This is a genomic window from Streptomyces sp. NPDC005435, assembly GCF_040703155.1.
Taxonomy (GTDB): domain Bacteria; phylum Actinomycetota; class Actinomycetes; order Streptomycetales; family Streptomycetaceae; genus Streptomyces.
Genome location: NZ_JBEXEQ010000001.1, coordinates 38,768 through 58,831 on the forward strand (window position 1 = coordinate 38,768; position 20,064 = coordinate 58,831).

Genomic DNA, 20,064 nt, shown 5'->3' on the forward strand with positions numbered 1-20,064 from the left:
GGGACGGGTGCGGGTGGGACAAGTCTGCGCGGGGTCACCGGGCCGGAGGGCCGGAATCACCGGGTCGGTGGGAAGTCCGCGGTGTCGGTGAGGCGCTCGGCCAGGGAGCGGTCCGGGCGGAGCGTCACCACGATGTGGCGGCGCCAGTGGTCGTCATCGCGCCCGGGGCGGTCCTCGCGCCAGTGGCAGCCCCGGGTCTCCTCACGCAGCCGGGCGGCGGCGACCAGGACCCGGGCCACGTCCAGGAGGTTGGTGGCCTCCCAGGTGTCCACGCCGGGCTCGGGGGTCTTGCCGTCGGTCTCCAGGGCCTCGCGCGCCTCGTCGTGGAGCCGCTTCAGCCGCTCGGCCGCGCGCGCGAGGGAATCCGCCGAGCGCAGCACGCCCGCGCCCTCGGTCATGATCCGCTGGACGGCGAGCCGGGACTCGGGCGCGAGCAGCGGGTGCGCGGGGCGCTCGGCGTACGGCACGGGGGCGGGCACGCGCGCGGAGAGGCTGCCGTCGGCGTGCGCGGCCGCGAGGTCGGCGGCGATGCGCTCGGCGTAGACGAGCCCTTCGAGCAGGGAGTTGGAGGCGAGCCGGTTGGCGCCGTGGACGCCGGTGCAGGCGGCCTCTCCGCACGCGTACAGGCCGGGAACCGTCGTACGGCCCCGGTCGTCGGTGCGGACGCCGCCGGAGGCGTAGTGGGCGGCCGGGGCGACCGGGATCGGCTCGGTGACCGGGTCGATGCCATGGGCGCGGCAGGCGGCCAGGATCGTCGGGAAGCGCTGCTCCCACATGTCGGCGCCGAAATGCCTGGCGTCCAGATACATGTGCTCGGCGCCCGTCTCCTGCATGCGCCGGGTGATGCCCTTGGCGACGATGTCGCGCGGGGCCAGCTCGGCCAGCTCGTGCTGGCCCACCATGAAGCGCACGCCGTCGGCGTCGACCAGGTGGGCGCCCTCGCCGCGCACCGCCTCGGAGACCAGCGGCTGCTGGCCCTCGGCGTCGGGGCCGAGGAACAGCACGGTCGGGTGGAACTGCACGAACTCCAGGTCGCTGACCTCGGCGCCCGCGCGCAGGGCCAGGGCGACGCCGTCACCGGTGGAGACGGGCGGGTTGGTGGTCGCGGAGAACACCTGGCCCATGCCGCCGGTCGCGAGGATCACCGCGGGCGCGTGCACGGCGCCCACGCCGTCGTGCTGGCCCTCGCCCATGACGTGCAGGGTGACCCCGGCCGTGCGGCCCTCGGCGTCGGTGAGCAGGTCGAGCACGAGCGCGTTCTCGATGGTGCGCAGGCCGCGCGCGCGGACCGCGTCGACCAGCGCGCGGGAGATCTCCGCGCCGGTGGCGTCCCCGCCCGCGTGCGCGATACGGCGGCGGTGGTGGCCGCCCTCGCGGGTGAGCTCGATGGTGCCCGCGTCGTCGGTGTCGAACCGGGCGCCGGTCGAGATCAGCCGCCGTACGGCGCCCGGCCCCTCGGTGACCAGGAGGCGTACGGCCTCCTCGTCGCACAGGCCCGCGCCCGCGACCAGGGTGTCGTCCAGGTGCTGCCCGGGCGTGTCGCCCTCGCCGAGCGCGGCGGCGATGCCGCCCTGGGCCCAGCGGGTCGAACCGTCGTCCAGGCGGGCCTTGGTGACGACGACCGTCGTCAGTCCGGCCGCCTCGCAGCGCAGGGCGGCGGTCAGCCCGGCCACGCCGGAGCCGACGACCACCACGTCGGCCGGGATGGCCCAGCCGGGGGCGGGCGCGTGCAGTCGTATGCCTGTGCTGGTCACGAGGCGGCTCCGGGGGTTCCGAAGGTGAGTGGGATGTTGTCGATCAGCCGAGTCGAGCCGACCCGGGCGGCGACGGCGAGGACGGCCTCGCCGGTGAAGCCGTCGCCGATCTCGGTGAAGTCGGCGGGGTCGACCAGGGCGAGGTAGTCCAGGACGAGCGGCGGCTCGAAGTGGACGCCCTCGTCCAGGATCTGGCGGGCGGCCGCGCGGACGGCGGCCGGGCCGCCGGGTACGGCGGTGGCCACCGCGTGCGCGTCGGCCGCGGCGCGCGACTCGCCTATGGCGCTCAGCGCCTCGGCGCGCGCGTGCGTGGACGGCACCTCGCGGGCCCGGGCGCGCAGCGCCTCCTGGGCGGCGTGCCGGTCGCGGCCCGCGAACAGCGCGCGGGACAGCGTGAGCGCGGTGTCGCGCTCCTCGGGCGAGAGGTAGCGGTTGCGGCTGGAGAGGGCGAGGCCGTCCTCCTCGCGGACGGTCGGCACGCCGACGATCTCCACGCCGAAGTTGAGGTCGCGCACCATGCGCCGGATCAGGGCGAGCTGCTGGGCGTCCTTCTGGCCGTAGAGGGCCACGTCGGGACGGGTGAGGTGCAGCAGCTTGGCGACGACGGTGAGCATGCCGTCGAAGTGGCCGGGGCGCGTGGCGCCCTCCAGGCGCTCGCCCATGGGGCCCGCCGTGATCCGGACCTGGGGGTCGCCGCCGGGGTAGACCTCGTCCACCGAGGGCGCGAAGACGGCGTCGGCGCCCGCGCGCCCCGCGAGCGCGAGGTCGGCCTCCAGGGTGCGCGGGTAGCGGTCCAGGTCCTCGTTCGCGCCGAACTGGAGCGGGTTGACGAAGACCGTGACGACGACCTCGCCCTCGGGCCCGGCGATCTCGCGCGCGGCGCGGATCAGCGTGGCGTGGCCCTCGTGCAGGGCACCCATGGTCATCACGACGGCACGGCGGCCGCGCCGCACGCGCGCGTGCAGCTCGTCGGCGGTGCTCAGCAGGGTGGTGGTCATCGGGCGTTCCCCTCGGGGCCGTTCGTTCCGTTCGTTCCTTCGGTGCCGTCACCGGTGGGGGCGAGCGCCCCCAGCAGGTCCTCGGCCAGCTCGGGCTTGAGCAGTCCGGAGGCCAGCGCGCGGTCGGCGGTGGCGCGGGCCATCGCGAGGTAGCCCTCGACGGTGGCCGGGGCGTGCCGGCGCAGCTGGTCGAGGTGCGCGGTGACCGTACCGGCGTCGCCGCGCGCGACCGGGCCCGTCAGGGCCGCGTCACCGGAGCGCAGCGCGTTGTCCAGGGCGGCGCCGAGGAGCGGGCCGAGCATCCGGTCGGGGGACTCGACACCGGCCGTGCGCAGCAGCTCCATGGACTGCGCGACCAGGGTGATGAGGTGGTTCGCGCCGAGGGCGAGGGCCGCGTGGTAGAGCGGGCGGTTCTCCTCGGCGATCCACTCGGGCTCGCCGCCCATCTCGATGACCAGGGCCTGCGCGGCCAGCCGCAGTTCCTCGGGCGCGGTGACGCCGAAGGAGCAGCCGGCCAGGCGCTGCACGTCCACGGGGGTGCCGGTGAAGGTCATCGCGGGGTGCAGGGCGAGGGGCAGCGCGCCCGCGCGCAGGGCGGGGGCCAGGACGGAGACGCCGTACCGCCCCGAGGTGTGCACCAGGAGCTGGCCCGGGCGGACGGCGCCGGTCTCGGCGAGGCCCGTGACCAGGCCGGGCAAGGCATCGTCGGGGACGGTCAGCAGGACCAGGTCGGCACGGCCGAGGACCTCGGCGGGCGGCACCAGCGGCACGCCCGGGAGCATCGCCTCGGCGCGCCTGCGGGAGGCGTCGGAGACCCCCGAGACGGCGACCGGGGTGTGCCCGGCGAGTTGCAGGGACGCGGCCAGGGCGGGGCCCACGCGTCCGGCGCCGACGACGCCCACGGTGAGCCGCGCGGGGCGGTCCTTGTTATCTGGCTGGTGGACTGTACTCACGCGACCGTGGCCTTCCCGTTCCAGTCCGCTCTGGGTACCGGACGATTTCTCGTCATGTTAACGCTATCCGGGAAGGCGGCTCCGGTTGTCCACAGGCTGTGGGCGGCGGGGGGCGGAAAACCCCGGCACCCGGGGACGGGGGCGCGGGGCATCATCGGCCGTATGACGGATACGGCGGGGCAGGGCGGCGGCCCGGAACAGGGCGAGGGCGGGGCGGCGGCCTCGCTGCGGGAGCGGCGTGCGGTGGCGCGGCGCGGGGCGCGGCGGGTGCTGTCGCGCGCGGGCTGGCGGGGCACGCTGCGTGAGCGCCTGGCGCACCTCCAGGAGGCGGCGCCCGGGGTGTACGACCTGGACGAGCCCGCGGACGTGTACGGCGACCGGGTCGTGGCCGCGCTGGAGGAGCGGGTGGCCGGGCTGCTCGGCACCGAGGCGGCCGCGTTCTTCCCGACCGGCACGATGGCCCAGCAGGTGGCGCTGCGCTGCTGGGCGGCCCGTACCGGCAACCCCGTCGTCGCCCTGCACGCCCTCGGCCACCCCGAGCGGCACGAACGCCATGCGCTGAGCCAGGTCGCGGGGCTGCGGCCGGTGATCCTGACGGCCGAACACCGGCCGCCCACGGCCGAGGAGATCAGGGAGTTCCCCGAGCCCTTCGGCACGCTCATGCTCGAACTCCCCCTGCGGGACGCCGGGTTCCTGCTGCCGACCTGGGACGAGCTGACCGAGGCCGTCGAGGCGGCGCGCGAGCGGGACGCGGTGGTGCACTTCGACGGGGCGCGCCTGTGGGAGTCCACGGTCCGTCTCGGCCGCCCGCTGGAGGAGATCGCGGGCCTGGCCGACAGCGTCTACGTGTCGTTCTACAAGTCCCTCGGCGGCTTCGGCGGCGCGGCCCTCGCCGGTCCCGCGAGCCTGATCGAGGAGGCCCGCACCTGGCGGCACCGCTACGGCGGCACCGTCTTCCAGCAGTTCCCGACCGCCCTGTCCGCTCTCGTCGGCCTGGACCGGGAACTCCCCCGCCTGCCGGAATACGTCCACCACGCGCGCGTGATCGCCGCCGCGCTGCGCGAAGGCCTCGCCGCCGCCGGCCTCCCCTGGTCCCGTGTCCACCCCGAGGAGCCGCACACCCACGAGTTCCAGGTCTGGCTCCCCTGCGACCCCGACACGGCCGCGGAGGCCGCCGTACGGCAGGCCGGGGAAACGGGCACGATGCTCTTCGCCAACGCCTGGGACGCGGCGGGCCCCGGCCTCGCGGTCACGGAGGTGACCGTGTCCGAGGCGGGCCTCACGTGGACCCCGGAGGACGTGAAACGGGCGGCGGCGGAGTTCGCGGAGCGGCTGCGGCCGGCGAAGGGGTGAGCCGGGCTCTGGGGCCGGCGCGGGACTGAGCCGGGCTCCGGGACCGCCCCCGGACCTACGACGTCCGGGACCGGCTCCCCAGCCACCCGGCCAACGCCGCACGCCACCGCCCCCTCACCAAACGCCCCGCCAGGACCGCGTGAAAACGCCGGCGGTCGCGGGCCGTGCGCAGGAAAGCCACCGTTCCGCTGCCGAAGGCGGGCGGTTCGGGAACGGCGTGGGTGCGGGCGCGGTACGTGTCGAACAGGTGCTGCTGGGTGATGCTCACGGGGCTCCGCCTCTCGGGATGGGGACCGGGCCCACGCTGCTCCCCCGGCGGGGACGGCGTCCCGTCGATTGACGGCTCGGGTCAATCGATCGCCGGACCGCCGGAGGCGACCGGCACCATGGACGCCATGAGCGTGACCATCGACATCGACGGGCTGTCCGCGGAGCGGATCACCGCCGTGCCCTCTCCGCTGGCGGAGCTGGGCATGGCGCTGCACGCCCTCAGCGAGACGGGCCATCACCCGCAGCTGCACGGGTGGGCGACCGGGGTGAGCGGACGGCTTGAAGCATCTCTCGCGGACCGGTTGTGCGAGGGGGAGTTCCTGTGGCGGACGTCGATCGCGGACATCTTCTGGCCGTTCGCCGCGGTTCCCGGGCGGCGGACGCTGCCGGGGGCCACGCTGCCCGACGAGCTGGAGCTGCTCGACAAGCTGACGGACGACCAGTTCGTGCTGGCGGCGACGGAGTTCAGCTGCATGCCCTACCGGCACATCCGGCCGGACGCGAGCCCGCTCACCGACCCCGAAGCCCGCTGCCGGGTCCTGGAGCTGGCGGCCGCGCGCGGGGCGCGTCAGGAGCGGTTCACACGGCGGCTCCTGGACGATCCGCCCGCCGTACGCGCCTGGTTCCGCAAGCTGGTGCTCGACTGCGAGGAGGCGTTCTTCGCGGACCTCTGGGCCCGCACCCAGACCCAGCTCGCGGCGGACGCCCGGCACCGCACCGAGCTGCTGCACCGCAAGGGCGTCGCGGAAGCCCTCTCCTCGCTGTCCAACGCGATCACCGTGGACGAGGAGACGCACACGGTCACCGTCGACAAGCTCCTGGTGGGCCGTACCGCCACCGGTGACGGCGGCCTGGTCCTGGTGCCGACCGGCATCGGCTGGCCGCACCTCCTGGTCCTGCACCGCGGCGGCTGGCAGCCCGTGATCGTCTACCCCGCCCAGGCGTCCCGCCCGCAGGCACCCACCGTCGAGCAGCTCACCCGCCGCCTGGAGGCGCTCGCCCATCCGACCCGGCTGCGGCTGTGCCGCCATCTGGCGCGCGGCCCGTACAGCACCAGCGAACTGGCCGACGCGCACGGCATGTCGGCGCCGGAGATCTCCCGCCATCTGGCCGTGCTGAAGAAGGCCGAGCTGATCACCAGCTGCCGGCGCGGCCGGTACGTACGCCACCAGCTCGACCTGTCGGCGGTGGCCCGGCTCGGCAGCGACTTCCTGGAGGGCGTTCTGCGCTGAAACGGTTCTTCAGAACGAGGGTCCTTCAGAACGACGGTTCTTCGGAACGACGGTCCTTCGGAACGCGCTCCCCCGAAGAGCCCCCGCCTCAGCCGTTCCCGCCCGCCCGCACCAACCCCGTCTCGTACGCCAGCACCACCACCTGCACCCGGTCCCGCAGCCCCAGCTTGGTCAGGATGCGGCCCACATGGGTCTTCACGGTGGCCTCGGACAGGACCAGGCGCGCGGCGATCTCGCCGTTCGACAGCCCCTGCGCGACCAGGATCATGACCTCGCGCTCCCGCTCGGTCAGCCGGGACAGCCTCGCCTGCGGCGGCTGCGGCCCGGCGGCGGGGAGCATCGGCGCGAAGCGGTCGAGCAGCCGGCGGGTCGTCGAGGGGGCGACCACCGCGTCACCGCTGTGCACCGCGCGGATCGCGCTCAGCAGCTCGCCCGGCGGCACGTCCTTGAGCATGAAGCCGGAGGCGCCCGCCTTGAGCCCGGAGAACGCGTACTCGTCCAGGTCGAAGGTGGTCAGGATGAGCACCTTCGGCGGGTCGGGCTCCAGGCAGATCCGCCGGGTGGTCTCCACGCCGTCCAGCTTGGGCATCCGCACGTCCATGAGGACCACGTCGACCTCCGTGGCGCGCAGCACCTGGAGCGCCTCCACGCCGTCGCCCGCCTCCGCGACGACCTCCATGTCCGGCTGGGCGGCGAGCACCATCCGGAACCCGGTGCGCAGCAGCACCTGGTCGTCGACGAGCATCACGCGGATCGTCATGGGTCCTCTTCCGGTATCGGGGGATCGGTGTGAACAGGGCGTACGACAGGGGGCGTACGAAAAGATCAGTGCGCCGGTTTGAGCGGCAGCAGCGCGCTGATGCGGAAGCCGCCGCCCGGCCGGGGTCCCGCGTCCAGGGTGCCGCCGACCATGCCGACCCGCTCGCGCATGCCGATGAGCCCGTGCCCCTGCCCGTCGGCGCCGCCCTCCTCGTACAGCTCGTGCGGCGCGCCCTTGCCGTCGTCCTCGACCAGCAGGCCGAGCCCGTCGTCGAAGTAGACGAGCCGCACGCTGGCGCCCGCCTCCGGGCCACCGTGCTTGCGCGTGTTGGTCAGCGCCTCCTGCACGATGCGGTACGCGGTCAGCTCCACCCCGCTGGGCAGCGGGCGCGGGGTGCCCTCGACCTTGAAGTCCACCGGGAGGCCGGAGCTGCGGCACTGCTCGACCAGGTCGTCGATCTGGCCGACGTCGGGCTGGGGGACGTACTCCCCGCCCTCCTGGTGCTCACCGGTGCGCAGGACGCCCAGCAGGCGGCGCATCTCGGCGAGGGCCTGGCGGCCGGTGGAGGAGATCGTCTCCAGGGCCTTCTTCGCCTGGTCGGGGGCGGCGTCGAGGACATAGGCGGCGCCGTCGGCCTGGACCACCATGACGGACACGTTGTGCGCGACCACGTCGTGCAGCTCGCGCGCGATCCGGGCGCGCTCGGCGGCCACCGCGACCTTGGACTGCGCCTCGCGCTCCTTCTCCAGGCGGGCCGCGCGCTCCTCCAGCTGGGCGAAGTAGGCGCGCCGGGTGCGCATGGAGTCGCCCAGCACCCAGGCGAGCGCGAACGGGACGGTCTGAAACACGGCGAGCGCGATCTGTCCGAGCCCGCTGGTGTGCTCGTTCGGCCAGCGCACCTGCGCCATCGAGGCCGCGACCAGACTGCCGGCGAGCGCGAGCCGGGAGGCCCAGCGGGTACCGGTCGCGGCGACCGTGTACGTGATCACCAGCATCGCGAAGTCCGCGGCGACCGGCTCCACGTCCAGGACGAGCTGGGCCACTCCGGTGGCGAGCACCACGAGGAGCATCGCCTCGGGCAGGCGCCGGCGCAGGGCCACGACCGCGCACAGGATCACGGAGACCGTCCAGGCCGCCGCGTACGAGCCGTGGTGGCCCGGGGTGCCGTCCACGTTCACGACGCTCACACCGGAGAGCCCGAGCAGGACGACGGCCCAGAAGCAGTCGACCCACGTCGGGTGGCGGCGGAGGAAGTCATAGAGACGCTGCACGTAACCCAGAGTAGGTAGCGGGAAAGTACCCGGGGTCAGCCGGAGGGGCGATCCGTACGCGATACGTGTACGCCGCAAGGTGGATGCCGTGGCCCTGGGGCCGGGGAGGGAGGACGCGCCGGTCCTCAAACCCGATGCGCGCCGCGGGTCCGGCCTCCTAGGCTCGGCCCCGCCAGACAAGGACGATCCACCCGAGCCCCAGGAGTTCATCGTGATCGCAGTCACCGGCGCCACCGGCAACGTGGGACGTGCCCTCGTCGAACGGCTCGTCGCCGCGGGCGCACCGGTGCGGGCCCTGACCCGCGACCCGGAACGCGCCGGCCTCCCCGGGGGCGCCGAGGTGGTCCGCTTCCGGCCGGACGATCCGGGCACCGTGTTCGACGGCGTGACCGGGCTGTTCCTCTACGTCCAGGCCGGGGGCGGCGACCTCCCCGGCCTGCTCGCCGCCGCGCGCGAGGCGGGCGTACGGCACGTCGTGCTGCTCTCCTCCGGGATCGTCGGCGGGAGCGAGGAGGACGAGACCCACCCCATCCACGTCATGCACGCCACGGCCGAGCGGCAGATCCGCGACAGCGGCCTCACCTGGACGTTCCTGCGCCCGAACGCGTTCGCGCTCAACGCCCTGCAGTGGGCGCCGCAGCTGCGCGGGGGCGACACCGTGCGCGGGGTCTTCGCGGACGCGCTCACCGCGCCCATCCACGAGGACGACATCGCCGCCGTGGCCGAGCGCGCGCTCCTCGACGGCGGCCATGAAGGCGCCGTACACCGCCTCACCGGGCCGGAGGCGACCACCAACACCGACCAGATCGCCGCCATCAGCCGGGCCACCGGACGCGAGCTGACCTTCGTGGAGGTGTCGCCGGAGCAGGCCGGGCCCGAGCTGTTCCCGTACGTCCCGCCGGAGTTCGTACGGTCCCTCCTGGAGAGCTTCGCCGCCACGGTCGGCGTGGACCCGGAGATCACCGACACGGTGGAGAAGATCACCGGCACCCCGGCGCGGGCCTTCGGGCGGTGGGCCGAGGACCACGCGGGCGACTTCCGGAAGGGCTAGGGGGTGTCCCGGCGGCCTAGGCTGTCCCGGTGACGAAGGAACCCGGCGCGGAGAGCGCGTGGCGCGGCTGGCGGGCGGCCACCGAGGACGCCCTGTACGGCCCCGGTGGCTTCTACCGGCGCCCCGAGGGTCCCGCCGGGCACTTCCGCACCTCCGTGCACGCCTCGCCGCTGTTCGCGGGCGCGGTGGCCCGGCTGCTGTGCCGGGTGGACGAGGCGCTGGGGCGCCCTGAGCGGCTGGACTTCGTGGACCTCGGGGCGGGGCGCGGGGAGCTGGTCGCCGGGGTGCTGGCCGCGCTGCCCGCCGAGGTGGCGGCCCGCACGCGCGCGTACGCCGTGGAACTCGCCGACCGCCCGGCCGGCCTGGACGGGCGGATCGACTGGCGGGAGGAGCTGCCGGACACGGTCACCGGGCTGCTGTTCGCCAACGAGTGGCTGGACAACGTCCCCGTGGACGTGGCCGAGACGGACCCGGCGGGCGTGGTCCGGCACGTCCTGGTCGCCCCGGACGGCACCGAACGGCTCGGGGAACCGCTCGAAGGACCGGCGGCCGACTGGCTGGCCCGCTGGTGGCCGCTGCCCGCCGAACCGGGCGCGCGGGCGGAGATCGGGCTCCCCCGGGACCTGGCCTGGGCGGCGGCCGTGCGCCGGGTCGCGCGCGGGCTCGCGGTGGCCGTCGACTACACCCACGCGCTCGGCGCACGCCCCCCGTTCGGCACCCTGACCGGCTTCCGGGAGGGCCGGGAGACGGCCCCGGTGCCGGACAGGGCGTGCGACATCACGGCGCATGTCGCGCTGGACGCGTGCGCGGCGGCCGGAGCCGAAGCCGCCGCCGGAGCCGCCCCCCGCCTGCTCACCCAGCGCGAGGCCCTGCCCGCCCTGGACGTGACCGGCGCACGCCCCCCGCTCACGCTCGCCGCCACGGACCCCGCCGGTTACGTCCGCGCCCTCGCGCGCGCCGGAGAGGCGGCCGAGCTCACCGCGACCGGCGGCCTCGGCGACTTCGGCTGGCTCCTCCAGCCGGTGGACCTGGACGCGACTCCCCTGTAGCGGCGCCTACTTGTCGATGTCGCCGACCACGAAGAACATCGACCCCAGGATCGCCACCATGTCCGCCACCAGCGTCCCCGGCAGCAGCTCGGCGAGCACCTGGATGTTGTTGTACGACGCCGAGCGCAGCTTGAGCCGGTACGGCGTCTTCTCGCCCTTGCTGACCAGGTAGTAGCCGTTGATGCCGAGCGGGTTCTCGGTCCAGGCGTAGGTGTGGCCCTCGGGCGCCTTGAGCACCTTGGGCAGCCGCTGGTTGACCGGGCCTGGCGGCAACTCGGCGAGCCGGTCCAGACAGGCGTCCGCGAGGTCGAGGGCGTTGTGGGTCTGCTCAAGGAGGACCTCGAAGCGGGCCAGGCAGTCGCCCTCGGTGCGGGTGACGACCTTGAGGGTGTCCTGGAGCTCGCCGTAGGCCAGGTACGGCTCGTCGCGGCGCAGGTCGAAGTCGACGCCGGAGGCGCGCGCGATGGGCCCGCTCACGCCGTAGGCGTGCACGGCCTCCGGCGCGAGCGCCCCCACGCCCCGGGTGCGCCCCCGGAAGATCTCGTTGCCGAGCACCAGGTCGTCGAAGACGTCCATGCGCGAGCGCACGGCGGCGACGGCCTCCCGCGCGCGTCCGGTCCAGCCGTCGGTCAGGTCCTCCTTGAGGCCGCCGACCCGGTTGAACATGTAGTGCATCCGCCCGCCGGAGACCTCCTCCATGACGTTCTGGAGCACCTCGCGCTCCCGGAACGCGTAGAAGACGGGCGTGATCCCGCCCAGCTCCAGCGGGTACGAGCCGAGGAACATCAGGTGGTTGAGCACCCGGTTCAGCTCGGCGAGCAGCGTGCGCGTCCACACCGCGCGCTCGGGGACCTCCATGCCGAGCATCCGCTCCACCCCGAGGACGACGCCCAGCTCGTTGGAGAACGCCGACAGCCAGTCGTGGCGGTTGGCGAGCATGATGATCTGGCGGTAGTCGCGGGCCTCGAAGAGCTTCTCGGCGCCCCGGTGCATGTAGCCGATCACCGGCTCGGCGTGCCGGATGCGCTCGCCGTCCAGCACGAGCCGCAGCCGGAGCACGCCGTGCGTGGAGGGGTGCTGGGGGCCGATGTTGAGCACCATGTCGGTGCTCTCGGCGGCGCCGCCGATCCCGACCGTGGTCTGGGTCGCTGTCATGGTCCCAGTCTCTCCCACCCGTGCGGGGACACGGAAAACCGGCGCTTGCACAATTGTGCAAGTCCCCTTTCGGCCGCTACGCGCGCGTGTCCGCGGAAACGGGCGAGCCCGGCGCTCCCTGGTCGGGAGGGCCGGGCTCGGGGGCGTACGGAGTGGGCGTACGGCGCCGGTCAGGAGACCACGCTGCGCAGCCCCTGTACGTCGATGTGCTCGGTCTCGTCGTGCGCGGTCAGGTCGATGACCTGGCCGGCCTCGCCGGTGGCGGGCTTGTAGCCGGACTCCGCCTCCGCCTTGTGCAGCGCGAGCGCCTCCTGGCCGACGACGTCCGCGAGGTCCTCGTTCTGCACGGCGCCCAGGGCGGGCGTCCCGGCCTGCTTCTGGGTGCCGAAGAAGTCGAACCCGCCCTCGACACCCGGGCGCCGCGTGGGCTGGGGCGATACGACGGCCACGGCGGTCGGCACGGTGAAGTGGCCGTCACGCCGCGCGTGCCGGGCGGAGACGGGGGCCGGCGCGGGCACCTCGGCGGCGGGCTCGGGGGCGGCTTCGGCGCGGGTGTGGGTGTCGGGGTCGGGGTCGGTCGCGGTGTCCGGAGCGGTCCCGGCGTCCGGGGTGGTCCCGGTGGCGGACGCGGTGCCGGTGGGGGTGCCGGCCGCCTCGCCGCCGTCCGCCCCGGCCTTCACGCCGACAACCCCGGGCTTCACGGACGCGGACCCGACGGGCTTCGCCGCCGCCTCGCCCCGCTCGGCCCCGGCCTTCACGGCGTCGCGCTTCGCGGCCTCAGCGTCGGCCTTGGCCTTCGCCGCCTCGGCCTCAACCTTCGCGGCCTTCGCCTCCGCCTCCGCCTTGGCCTTCGCAGCCTCGGCCTCCGCCTTCGCGGCCGCCCGGTCCCGGTCGAGCCGTGCCAGTGCCGTCCCGGCCCGCCGGTACAGCTCCGCGCCCTCGGCGGAGAACGCCGCGGCGCCCTCGGGTATGGACTCCGGGCGCGCTGCCACCACGTCCTCGACGGCGGCCTGAGGCTCCGTCTGCTCGGCCACGGTGTCCGTCACTTCGGGCTCCGCGCCCGTACCCGGCGGCAGCGCCAGCGTGTCGGCGGAGTCGCCCGACTCCAGCTCAAGGAGCCGGCGGCCCTCCAGGGCGCTGGCGCGCTCGGTCTCGGCCGTGGCGTACCGGCGCAGCAGGGACGCGTGTTCGTTGCGCAGCCCGGCCAGTTCGGCGCGCTTCGCGCGCAGCCGGCGCTCCAGCTTGGCCCGCAGCTCGCGTGCTTCTTCGAGGTCGGTCTCCAGTTCGGCGACGCGTTCCTCGAACCGCCACTCGTCGCTGGCCCGCGCGCGCGTGAGGTCGGCGACCTGCTTGCCCGCCTGGGCGTCCCAGCGGTGCATCACGACGGCACCGGCGACGGCCGTCAGCGCGACGACGGCGGCCAGCGCCCGCAGCACCCCGGCACCGGCGAACACCCAGGGGCCCAGCGCGCAGACGACGGATACCCCGGCGATCGCCGTGGAGGGCAACAGCCGGTGCAGAGGCGGGGAATGACGATGGCGTCCACGTGGCATGGCCAGAAACTTACCGCGCGTAGGCGGCTGGTGGGCCCGGGTGGCCTAAAAATCCGGCCATCCGGCAAGCGTCACAGAGTGTCAGGTTGTCCGGTTTCAGCGGTCGGTGAGCCGTCCGCTGAGCCACTGAAGGGCCGGCGGGATCTCCCGTCGCCAGGTGTTGAAGTTGTGGCCGCCGCTGTCCAGGATGATGGAGGAGATCCTGGTCCGGCCCGTGGCCCGGACCTCGTCGATGAACCTCAGGGTGTCCTTGTAGTTGTGCTCGCCCACCCGGCTGCTCGTGACGAGCAGCGAGGTGTCGGGCGCCGGTTCGTGCCGCAGCAGCCAGTGCAGGTCGGCGTGATCGCGCAGGTTCTGGTCGCCCTGGAAGAGATCGCCCGTGGTCGGGTCGAGCGGCGCGGAGTAGTACGCGGAGAGCCCGGCGGCGGCCGCGTAGGTGCCCGGGTGGCGCATCGCCAGCTTCAGCGCGCAGTAGCCCCCGGTGGAGTCCCCGACGATGCCCCAGCTGCCGGGGCGCTTGCCCACGCGGTAGTGCGCGAGCAGGGCCTCGGGCAGGTCCTTGGCGAAGAAGGTCTCGGTCTGCGGGCCGCGCGGCACGTCCACGCACTCGGTGTCGCGCGGCGGCGCGAGGGTCGGCCGCAGCATCACCAGGATCATCGGCTGCATCCGGCCGTTCTTCGCCAGTTCCCGCGCGGTGCGCGGATAGTGCAGCTTGGAGATCAGCGCCTCGGCCGTACCGGGGTAGCCGGTCAGCACGACGGCGGCGGGGAAGGTGCGGGTGCGGTACTGCGGCTGGAAGTACTCGGGCGGCAGATAGACGTACGCGGGGGTGGCCAGGCGCGAGGTGCGCCCGACGATGTCCACCTTCTGGAGCTGGCCCGCGGTCCGGGGGTCGGCGTCCGAGCCCGAACCGCCCTTCACGCGCGCGGTGGAGACGACCTGGAGCGGGCCGCCCGTACCGCTGTTGGCGGACTGGTCGATGACGATGCCCTGGTCGGTCTCCTTGCCGAACAGGTCCGCCCAGCCCGCGTAGAAGCCGAACGCCTGGTTGGCGGCGAGCCCCAGGCAGCAGATGAGCGCGAACTGTGTGACGAGCAGCAGCCCGGCGCGGCCGGCGAGGGCCCGCCAGTGCGATCTGGCCAGCCGGGGCCACAGCCACAGCGTCGCGCAGAAGAGCGCGATGGCGAACACGACCGCCAGCAGCAGCAGTTTGTTGCTCGTGAGACCCATGGGGTGAATTCCTGTCCGCGTATTCCGCCCCCGGCCGCCACGCGTCGTCGCGCGGTCTTGCCCGGGGCTTTCCCTGACCTTTGACCCGGCTTTCCGAAGAGGAGTGAACCTCTGAGTCCGGCACACCGTCCTAGAAGGCGCAATGCGACCGGATGCCCCGATCGGCACCGGGTTTCAAGGTCTCTCGCAGAACTACGGGATGCGATGTCTGTCAGGATAGATGGGGAAAAGTCAGGCCAGGTTCCGGGCCGACCGAGCCGGGCGCGGCGCCTTCCGCGCGGCCCGCGCCCGGAGGCCGTTCCCGTCCTGACGGGCCGGGCGTGCGCCCTCGTGGGCGTTCTGGACATCGCCGCGGGGGTGTTCCCACGCTTCCGTCACAGCCGTATGCACGCCCTCGCGGAAGTGCTGCCCGGCTCCTTCGGGCCGTTCGCGGCGGCGCTCTCACTCAGCGCGGGCGTGCTCCTGCTGCTGCTCGGCCACGGGCTCAAACGGCACAAGCGGCGGGCCTGGCGGGCCGCCGTCGCGCTGCTTCCGGCGGGCGCGGTCGCCCAGTTCCTGTACCGGCACTCGCTCATCGGCATGTTCATCTCGCTGGTGCTGTTCACGGTCCTGCTCTGCTACCGCCGTGAGTTCGCCGCGCTGCCCGACCCGCGCAGCCGCTGGTGGGCACTGGCCAACTTCGTCCTCATGAGCGCCGGTTCCCTGGCCCTCGGCCTCGTCATCGTCAGCGTCCACCCGGACCGCACGATCGGCGACCCGAGCCTGGCCGACCGGCTGACGCACGTCGTCTACGGCCTCTTCGGCTTCGAGGGCCCGGTGGACTACCGGGGCAGCACCTCCTGGACGGTCGCCTTCTCACTCGGCGCGCTCGGCTGGCTGACCGCCGTCACCACCAGCTATCTCGCCTTCCGCCCCGAGCACCCGGCCGCCCGCCTCACCGAGGAGGACGAGAGCCGGCTGCGCGCCCTGCTGGAGCGGCACGGCCGCCGCGACTCCCTCGGCCACTTCGCCCTGCGCCGCGACAAGGCCGTCGTCTTCTCCCCGAGCGGCAAGGCCGCCGTCACCTACCGCGTCGTCTCCGGCGTGATGCTGGCCAGCGGCGACCCGATCGGCGACGTGGAGGCGTGGCCCGGTGCCATCGAGCGCTTCATGGACGTCGCCAAGGCCCACTCCTGGGCCCCGGCCGTCATGGGCTGCTCGGAGACGGGCGGCGAGGTGTGGACCCGCGAGACCGGTCTCGACGCCCTGGAGCTGGGCGACGAGGCGGTGGTCGACGTGGCGGATTTCTCGCTCGCCGGACGCGCGATGCGCAATGTGCGCCAGATGGTCAAGCGCATCGAGCGGGCCGGCTACGAGACCCGGGTACGGCGGGTGCGTGACCTCGGGGACGCCGAGCTGGAACGCATTCGCCGCGCGGCCGAGGACTGGCGCGGCACCGACACCGAGCGCGGCTTCTCCATGGCGCTCGGCCGCATCGGCGACCCGTCCGACGGCGACTGCCTGATCGCCACCGCCCACAAGCAGGACGAGGTGCCGGGCCCCTACGGCGACCTGAAGGCGATCCTGCACTTCGTGCCCTGGGGACAGGACGGCGCCTCGCTCGACCTGATGCGCCGCGACCGCTCCGCCGACCCCGGCATGAACGAACTCCTCATCGTCGCCGCCCTCCAGGCCGCGCCCCGCTTCGGCATCACCCGGGTCTCGCTGAACTTCGCGATGTTCCGCTCCGCCCTCGCGCGCGGCGAGAAGATCGGCGCGGGCCCGGTGCTGCGCGCCTGGCGCGGGCTGCTCGTGTTCCTCTCGCGCTGGTTCCAGATCGAGTCGCTGTACAAGTTCAACGCCAAGTTCCAGCCGCGCTGGGAGCCCCGCTTCCTGGTCTACCGCGCCTCCGCCGACCTGCCCCGCATCGGCTTCGCCGCCATGCAGGCGGAGGGCTTCGTCAACCTCGCGCTGCCCCTGCCGCGCTTCCTGCGCGGGCGCCGGGCGACCACCCCGCGCCCCTGCGGGCACGCCGCCGTCGAACACGACGTACGCGCCGCCTGACCGGCACCGCGCGCCCCTTCCGAGCCCCCGCGACGGCCCGGACCGGCACCCGGCCCCTTTTTCACCGGGCCGCCCGGTCCGGGCCGTCGCGCGAGCCGGGCCGTCTGCGGGGCCTACGCTGAACGTATGAACAACCACAGCGGACGCGGCCGGGTGACGGGCCTGCCGGAATGGGACCGGTGCGCGGTCATGGGGGTCGTCAACGTGACCCCCGACTCCTTCTCCGACGGCGGCCGCTGGTTCGACACGACCAACGCCGTCAAGCACGGCCTCGACCTGGTGGCCGAGGGCGCCGACCTGGTCGACGTGGGCGGCGAGTCCACCCGCCCCGGCGCCACCCGGGTGGACGAGGCCGAGGAGCTGCGCCGGGTCATCCCCGTGGTGCGGGGCCTGGCCGCCGAGGGCGTGGTCGTCTCCGTGGACACCATGCGCGCCTCGGTCGCCGAGCAGTCCCTCGCGGCGGGCGCCGCGCTCGTCAACGACGTCAGCGGCGGCCTCGCCGACCCCGCGATGCTCCCGGTGGTGGCCGCCGCCGGGGCCCCCTTCGTGGTGATGCACTGGCGCGGCCTGCTGGCGGGCGGCAACGTCCGGGGGCACTACGCCGACGTCGTCACCGAGGTCACCGACGAGCTGCGCGCGCGGGTGGACGCCGTCCTCGCGGCCGGGGTCGCCCCGGACCGGATCGTGGTCGACCCGGGCCTCGGCTTCTCCAAGGACGCGGCCGACGACCTCGCCCTCCTCGCGCACCTGGACCGGCTGCGCGCGCTCGGCCACCCGCTGCTCGTCGCCGCCTCCCGCAAGCGCTTCCTCGGCCATGTCCTGGCCGGACCGGACGGCGTCACCCCGCCCGCGCGCGAGCGCGACGCGGCCACCGCCGCCGTCTCCGCGCTGGCCGCGCAGGCGGGCGCCTGGGCCGTACGGGTGCACGAGGTGCGCGCCACGGCCGACGCGGTCCGCGTGGCCCGCGCGGTCGAGGCGGCCCGGGAACAGGGCCCCGCAGCCGGCACGTCGGCCGGTACGCCGTCGGAAGGAGCGCGGTGAGCGCGCCGCATCTGGACGTCGAGCAGGTGGGGGCCGCCAACACCGCCTTCTACGAGGCGCTGGAGCGCGGCGACTTCGAGGAGCTGGCCGGTCTCTGGCTCACCCCGGCCGACCTGGGCGTGGACGAGGAGTACCACGACCCCGCCGACGCGGGCGTGATCTCCTGTGTGCACCCCGGCTGGCCGGTGCTGACCGGGCGCGGCGAGGTCCTCAGGTCGTACGCGCTGATCATGGCGAACACCGACTACATCCAGTTCTTCCTGACCGACGTGCACGTCTCCGTCACCGGCGACACGGCCCTGGTCACCTGCACCGAGAACATCCTCAGCGGGGGTCCCGCGCCGGAGGAGGGCGAGGAGCTGGGGCCGCTGGTCGGCCAGCTGGTCGTCGCGACCAACGCCTTCCGGCGCACCCCGGCGGGCTGGAAGCTCTGGTCGCACCACGCCTCCCCGGTGCTGGCCACCGCCGACGACGACGAGGACGAGGGCAACGGCTCCCACCCGGACGACGACGGCACCCTGGCCTGAACCCCGCGCGGGAGTGGTTGGAATCACCCCCGCCCGGGTAGGTGCGCACACCAGTCGGCGGCGCGGCCGGAATTCACCGGGTTCCCTCTCTGTGAACGATCTTGGCTGGGCCCCGGCCGGCACCCCGTGGCCCGGCCCTGTCGGTGCCCGCAGGTAGATTCGTGCAAGGCCGGTGCGCCGCCCGCTCGCGGCACCGACCGGCCGTTCCCGACGATTGCAGGAGTGATTCGCGTGGATCGTGTCGCGCTGCGCGGCCTGAAGGCCCGCGGGCACCACGGCGTGTTCCCCAGGGAGCGCGAAGAGGGCCAGACCTTCATCGTGGACCTCGTCCTCGGCCTGGACACCCGGCCGGCCGCGGCCGACGACGACCTGGCGAAGACCGTGCACTACGGACTCGTGGCCGAGGAGGTCGTGGCCGTCGTCGAGGGCGAGCCGGTGAACCTCATCGAGACCCTGGCCGAGCGGATCGCCCAGACCTGTCTGAAGCACGACGCGGTGCGGGAGGTCGAGGTGTGCGTCCACAAGCCGGACGCGCCGATCACCGTGCCCTTCGACGACGTGACCGTCACCATCCTCCGGAGCCGAGCATGACCCGACCTTTCGCCAAGGGTCAGAGCGACCCGACCGTCCAGCCGGTCCCCGCGTCCGTCGTCCAGAAGGTCGACGAGGCCGACTCGACCCTGCACAACCCCCAGTGGGCCGTGCTCTCCCTCGGCGCGAACCTGGGCAACCGCCTGGAGACCCTCCAGGCCGCCGTGGACGCCTTCGAGGACACCCCGGGCGTCCGGGTGAAGGCCGTCTCCCCGGTGTACGAGACGGAGCCGTGGGGCGTCGAACCCGGCAGCCAGCCCGCGTACTTCAACGCGGTCGTCCTGCTGAAGACCACGCTGCCCCCGTCCTCCCTGCTGGAGCGGGCCCACGCGGTGGAGGAGGCCTTCCACCGGGTCCGCGACGAGCGCTGGGGCCCGCGCACCCTGGACGTGGACATCGTCTCCTACGCCGGTGTCACCTCCGACGACCCCGAGCTGACGCTCCCCCACCCGCGCGCCCACGAGCGGGCCTTCGTCCTCGCCCCGTGGCACGACGTGGACCCGGCGGCCGAGCTGCCCGGCCGGGGCGCGGTGGCCGAGCTGCTGTCGGCCGTGACCCGCGAGGGCGTCGCCCCGCGCGCGGATCTGGAACTCCGACTGCCCGAGTAGTCGTTAAGGTCAGGACGACCATGGCCCGGCACGGGCCCGGGGGGAGCTGAAGGGACACCGTGAAACAGCTGCGCATCAGGGTGCTGGCCGGCGTGTTCGTCGTGGCCGGCGTCCTGTCCTGGGCGGGCGCCCGCCTGTGGAACTCGCTCGGGACGCTGCCCGGCGTGCCGCTCGCCGCCCCCATCGTCCTCGCGCTGATCGCCGTGGTGCTCTTCGCCACGGCGCTCTCGCTGCGCGGCCGGTTCAAGGCCCAGCGTGAGCGCCGCCCGGGCGCCAAGGGCGTCGACCCGATGATGGCCGCCCGCGCGGTGGTCTTCGGCCACGCCAGCGCCCTGGTGGCCGCCCTCGTCTGCGGCATCTACGGCGGCACGGGCGTCTTCCTGCTGGAACTCCTCGACCTCCCGCCCCGCCGCGACCAGGCGATCTACGCCGGCTTCTCGGTCCTCGCGGGCATCGCCGTCATAGCGGCCGCCCTCTTCCTGGAGCGCGTCTGCCGCCTCCCGGAGGACGACGACGAGCACAACGGCCGCCCGCACCCGGTGGCCTGACGGCACACCGGGCCGGGCGGGCTCCGCGGGGTCCGGCCGGCCCCGCGGCTCCGGCCGGGCTCAGCGTCTCCGGACGG

18 protein-coding genes are annotated in these 20,064 nt (G+C 74.2%); 10 read left to right on the plus strand and 8 right to left on the minus strand.

Annotated features, from left to right (window positions below; all coding sequences use genetic code 11):
* Positions 1 to 56: 56 nt before the first annotated feature.
* The 3 genes from AB0898_RS00180 to AB0898_RS00190 are packed head-to-tail and all read right to left on the minus strand — an operon-like array spanning position 57 to position 3,705.
* Positions 57 to 1,754, minus strand: coding sequence for an L-aspartate oxidase (locus tag AB0898_RS00180; RefSeq protein WP_366800532.1), 1,698 nt, complete (start codon positions 1,752 to 1,754; stop codon positions 57 to 59).
* The gene (panC, locus tag AB0898_RS00185) at positions 1,751 to 2,752 is read right to left on the minus strand and encodes a pantoate--beta-alanine ligase (protein ID WP_366800533.1); all 1,002 of its coding nucleotides are present in this window, start codon (positions 2,750 to 2,752) and stop codon (positions 1,751 to 1,753) included. Before panC ends, AB0898_RS00180 begins: the two co-directional genes overlap by 4 nt.
* A complete protein-coding gene (locus AB0898_RS00190; RefSeq protein ID WP_366800534.1) occupies positions 2,749 to 3,705 on the minus strand; it encodes a DUF2520 domain-containing protein in 957 nt (318 codons plus the stop codon). Before AB0898_RS00190 ends, panC begins: the two co-directional genes overlap by 4 nt.
* Before the next feature lie 162 nt (positions 3,706 to 3,867).
* On the opposite strand from AB0898_RS00190, the gene AB0898_RS00195 reads away from it, so the two are divergent.
* Both AB0898_RS00195 and AB0898_RS00200 read left to right on the plus strand, forming a co-directional pair.
* Positions 3,868 to 5,058, plus strand: a complete 1,191-nt coding sequence (locus AB0898_RS00195) for a beta-eliminating lyase-related protein (RefSeq protein WP_366800535.1) — start codon at positions 3,868 to 3,870, stop codon at positions 5,056 to 5,058.
* A gap of 395 nt (positions 5,059 to 5,453) precedes the next feature.
* Positions 5,454 to 6,560: a DUF5937 family protein gene (locus AB0898_RS00200; RefSeq protein WP_366800536.1), complete on the plus strand. Its 1,107-nt coding sequence runs from the start codon at positions 5,454 to 5,456 to the stop codon at positions 6,558 to 6,560.
* An 88-nt stretch (positions 6,561 to 6,648) separates the two neighbouring features.
* On the opposite strand, the gene AB0898_RS00205 is transcribed toward AB0898_RS00200, so the two are convergent.
* Positions 6,649 to 7,320, minus strand: a complete 672-nt coding sequence (locus tag AB0898_RS00205; protein ID WP_366800537.1) for a response regulator transcription factor — start codon at positions 7,318 to 7,320, stop codon at positions 6,649 to 6,651.
* Between the two features lie 65 nt (positions 7,321 to 7,385).
* Complete coding sequence (locus AB0898_RS00210) at positions 7,386 to 8,591, minus strand: sensor histidine kinase (protein WP_366800538.1); 1,206 nt, start codon at positions 8,589 to 8,591, stop codon at positions 7,386 to 7,388.
* Between the two features lie 211 nt (positions 8,592 to 8,802).
* Here AB0898_RS00210 and AB0898_RS00215 point away from each other — a divergent pair, with 211 nt between their 5' ends.
* Positions 8,803 to 9,642 carry an NAD(P)H-binding protein gene (locus tag AB0898_RS00215; RefSeq protein WP_366800539.1) on the plus strand — a complete coding sequence of 280 codons (840 nt, stop codon included), beginning with the start codon at positions 8,803 to 8,805 and terminating at the stop codon, positions 9,640 to 9,642.
* A 29-nt stretch (positions 9,643 to 9,671) separates the two neighbouring features.
* Positions 9,672 to 10,691, plus strand: a complete 1,020-nt coding sequence (locus AB0898_RS00220; protein WP_366800540.1) for an SAM-dependent methyltransferase — start codon at positions 9,672 to 9,674, stop codon at positions 10,689 to 10,691.
* Between the two features lie 6 nt (positions 10,692 to 10,697).
* Here AB0898_RS00220 and AB0898_RS00225 read toward each other — a convergent pair whose 3' ends face one another.
* From AB0898_RS00225 to AB0898_RS00235, 3 genes are all read right to left on the minus strand, one after another.
* The gene (locus tag AB0898_RS00225) at positions 10,698 to 11,846 is read right to left on the minus strand and encodes an NADH-quinone oxidoreductase subunit D (RefSeq protein ID WP_366800541.1); all 1,149 of its coding nucleotides are present in this window, start codon (positions 11,844 to 11,846) and stop codon (positions 10,698 to 10,700) included.
* Between the two features lie 170 nt (positions 11,847 to 12,016).
* Positions 12,017 to 13,399 carry a hypothetical protein gene (locus tag AB0898_RS00230; RefSeq protein WP_366800542.1) on the minus strand — a complete coding sequence of 461 codons (1,383 nt, stop codon included), beginning with the start codon at positions 13,397 to 13,399 and terminating at the stop codon, positions 12,017 to 12,019.
* A gap of 96 nt (positions 13,400 to 13,495) precedes the next feature.
* Positions 13,496 to 14,629, minus strand: a complete 1,134-nt coding sequence (locus tag AB0898_RS00235; protein WP_366800543.1) for an alpha/beta hydrolase-fold protein — start codon at positions 14,627 to 14,629, stop codon at positions 13,496 to 13,498.
* Positions 14,630 to 14,833: 204 nt separating this feature from the next.
* Here AB0898_RS00235 and AB0898_RS00240 point away from each other — a divergent pair, with 204 nt between their 5' ends.
* From AB0898_RS00240 to AB0898_RS00265, 6 genes are all read left to right on the plus strand, one after another.
* Positions 14,834 to 16,672: a phosphatidylglycerol lysyltransferase domain-containing protein gene (locus AB0898_RS00240; protein ID WP_366800544.1), complete on the plus strand. Its 1,839-nt coding sequence runs from the start codon at positions 14,834 to 14,836 to the stop codon at positions 16,670 to 16,672.
* A gap of 126 nt (positions 16,673 to 16,798) precedes the next feature.
* Complete coding sequence (gene folP, locus AB0898_RS00245; RefSeq protein ID WP_366800545.1) at positions 16,799 to 17,713, plus strand: dihydropteroate synthase; 915 nt, start codon at positions 16,799 to 16,801, stop codon at positions 17,711 to 17,713.
* Positions 17,710 to 18,240 carry a nuclear transport factor 2 family protein gene (locus AB0898_RS00250; protein ID WP_366800546.1) on the plus strand — a complete coding sequence of 177 codons (531 nt, stop codon included), beginning with the start codon at positions 17,710 to 17,712 and terminating at the stop codon, positions 18,238 to 18,240. The genes folP and AB0898_RS00250 overlap by 4 nt, the downstream gene beginning before the upstream one ends.
* Before the next feature lie 231 nt (positions 18,241 to 18,471).
* Positions 18,472 to 18,831 (plus strand): dihydroneopterin aldolase, encoded by a 360-nt coding sequence (gene folB / locus AB0898_RS00255; protein ID WP_361113038.1) that lies wholly within the window; start codon positions 18,472 to 18,474, stop codon positions 18,829 to 18,831.
* Positions 18,828 to 19,439: a 2-amino-4-hydroxy-6-hydroxymethyldihydropteridine diphosphokinase gene (gene folK / locus AB0898_RS00260; protein WP_366800547.1), complete on the plus strand. Its 612-nt coding sequence runs from the start codon at positions 18,828 to 18,830 to the stop codon at positions 19,437 to 19,439. The genes folB and folK overlap by 4 nt, the downstream gene beginning before the upstream one ends.
* Before the next feature lie 59 nt (positions 19,440 to 19,498).
* Positions 19,499 to 19,987 (plus strand): DUF3180 domain-containing protein, encoded by a 489-nt coding sequence (locus AB0898_RS00265; protein ID WP_366800548.1) that lies wholly within the window; start codon positions 19,499 to 19,501, stop codon positions 19,985 to 19,987.
* Positions 19,988 to 20,064: the final 77 nt, after the last annotated feature.

Bases quoted from the DNA above. Each gene is read 5' to 3' on its own strand.
- AB0898_RS00225 (WP_366800541.1), bottom strand. From the start codon at position 11,846: ATGACAGCGACCCAGACCACGGTCGGGATCGGCGGCGCCGCCGAGAGC.
- AB0898_RS00240 (WP_366800544.1), top strand. From the start codon at position 14,834: ATGTCTGTCAGGATAGATGGGGAAAAGTCAGGCCAGGTTCCGGGCCGA.
- folK (WP_366800547.1), top strand. From the start codon at position 18,828: ATGACCCGACCTTTCGCCAAGGGTCAGAGCGACCCGACCGTCCAGCCG.
- AB0898_RS00230 (WP_366800542.1), bottom strand. From the start codon at position 13,399: ATGCCACGTGGACGCCATCGTCATTCCCCGCCTCTGCACCGGCTGTTG.
- AB0898_RS00205 (WP_366800537.1), bottom strand. From the start codon at position 7,320: ATGACGATCCGCGTGATGCTCGTCGACGACCAGGTGCTGCTGCGCACC.
- AB0898_RS00200 (WP_366800536.1), top strand. From the start codon at position 5,454: ATGAGCGTGACCATCGACATCGACGGGCTGTCCGCGGAGCGGATCACC.
- AB0898_RS00235 (WP_366800543.1), bottom strand. From the start codon at position 14,629: ATGGGTCTCACGAGCAACAAACTGCTGCTGCTGGCGGTCGTGTTCGCC.
- AB0898_RS00195 (WP_366800535.1), top strand. From the start codon at position 3,868: ATGACGGATACGGCGGGGCAGGGCGGCGGCCCGGAACAGGGCGAGGGC.
- panC (WP_366800533.1), bottom strand. From the start codon at position 2,752: ATGACCACCACCCTGCTGAGCACCGCCGACGAGCTGCACGCGCGCGTG.
- folP (WP_366800545.1), top strand. From the start codon at position 16,799: ATGAACAACCACAGCGGACGCGGCCGGGTGACGGGCCTGCCGGAATGG.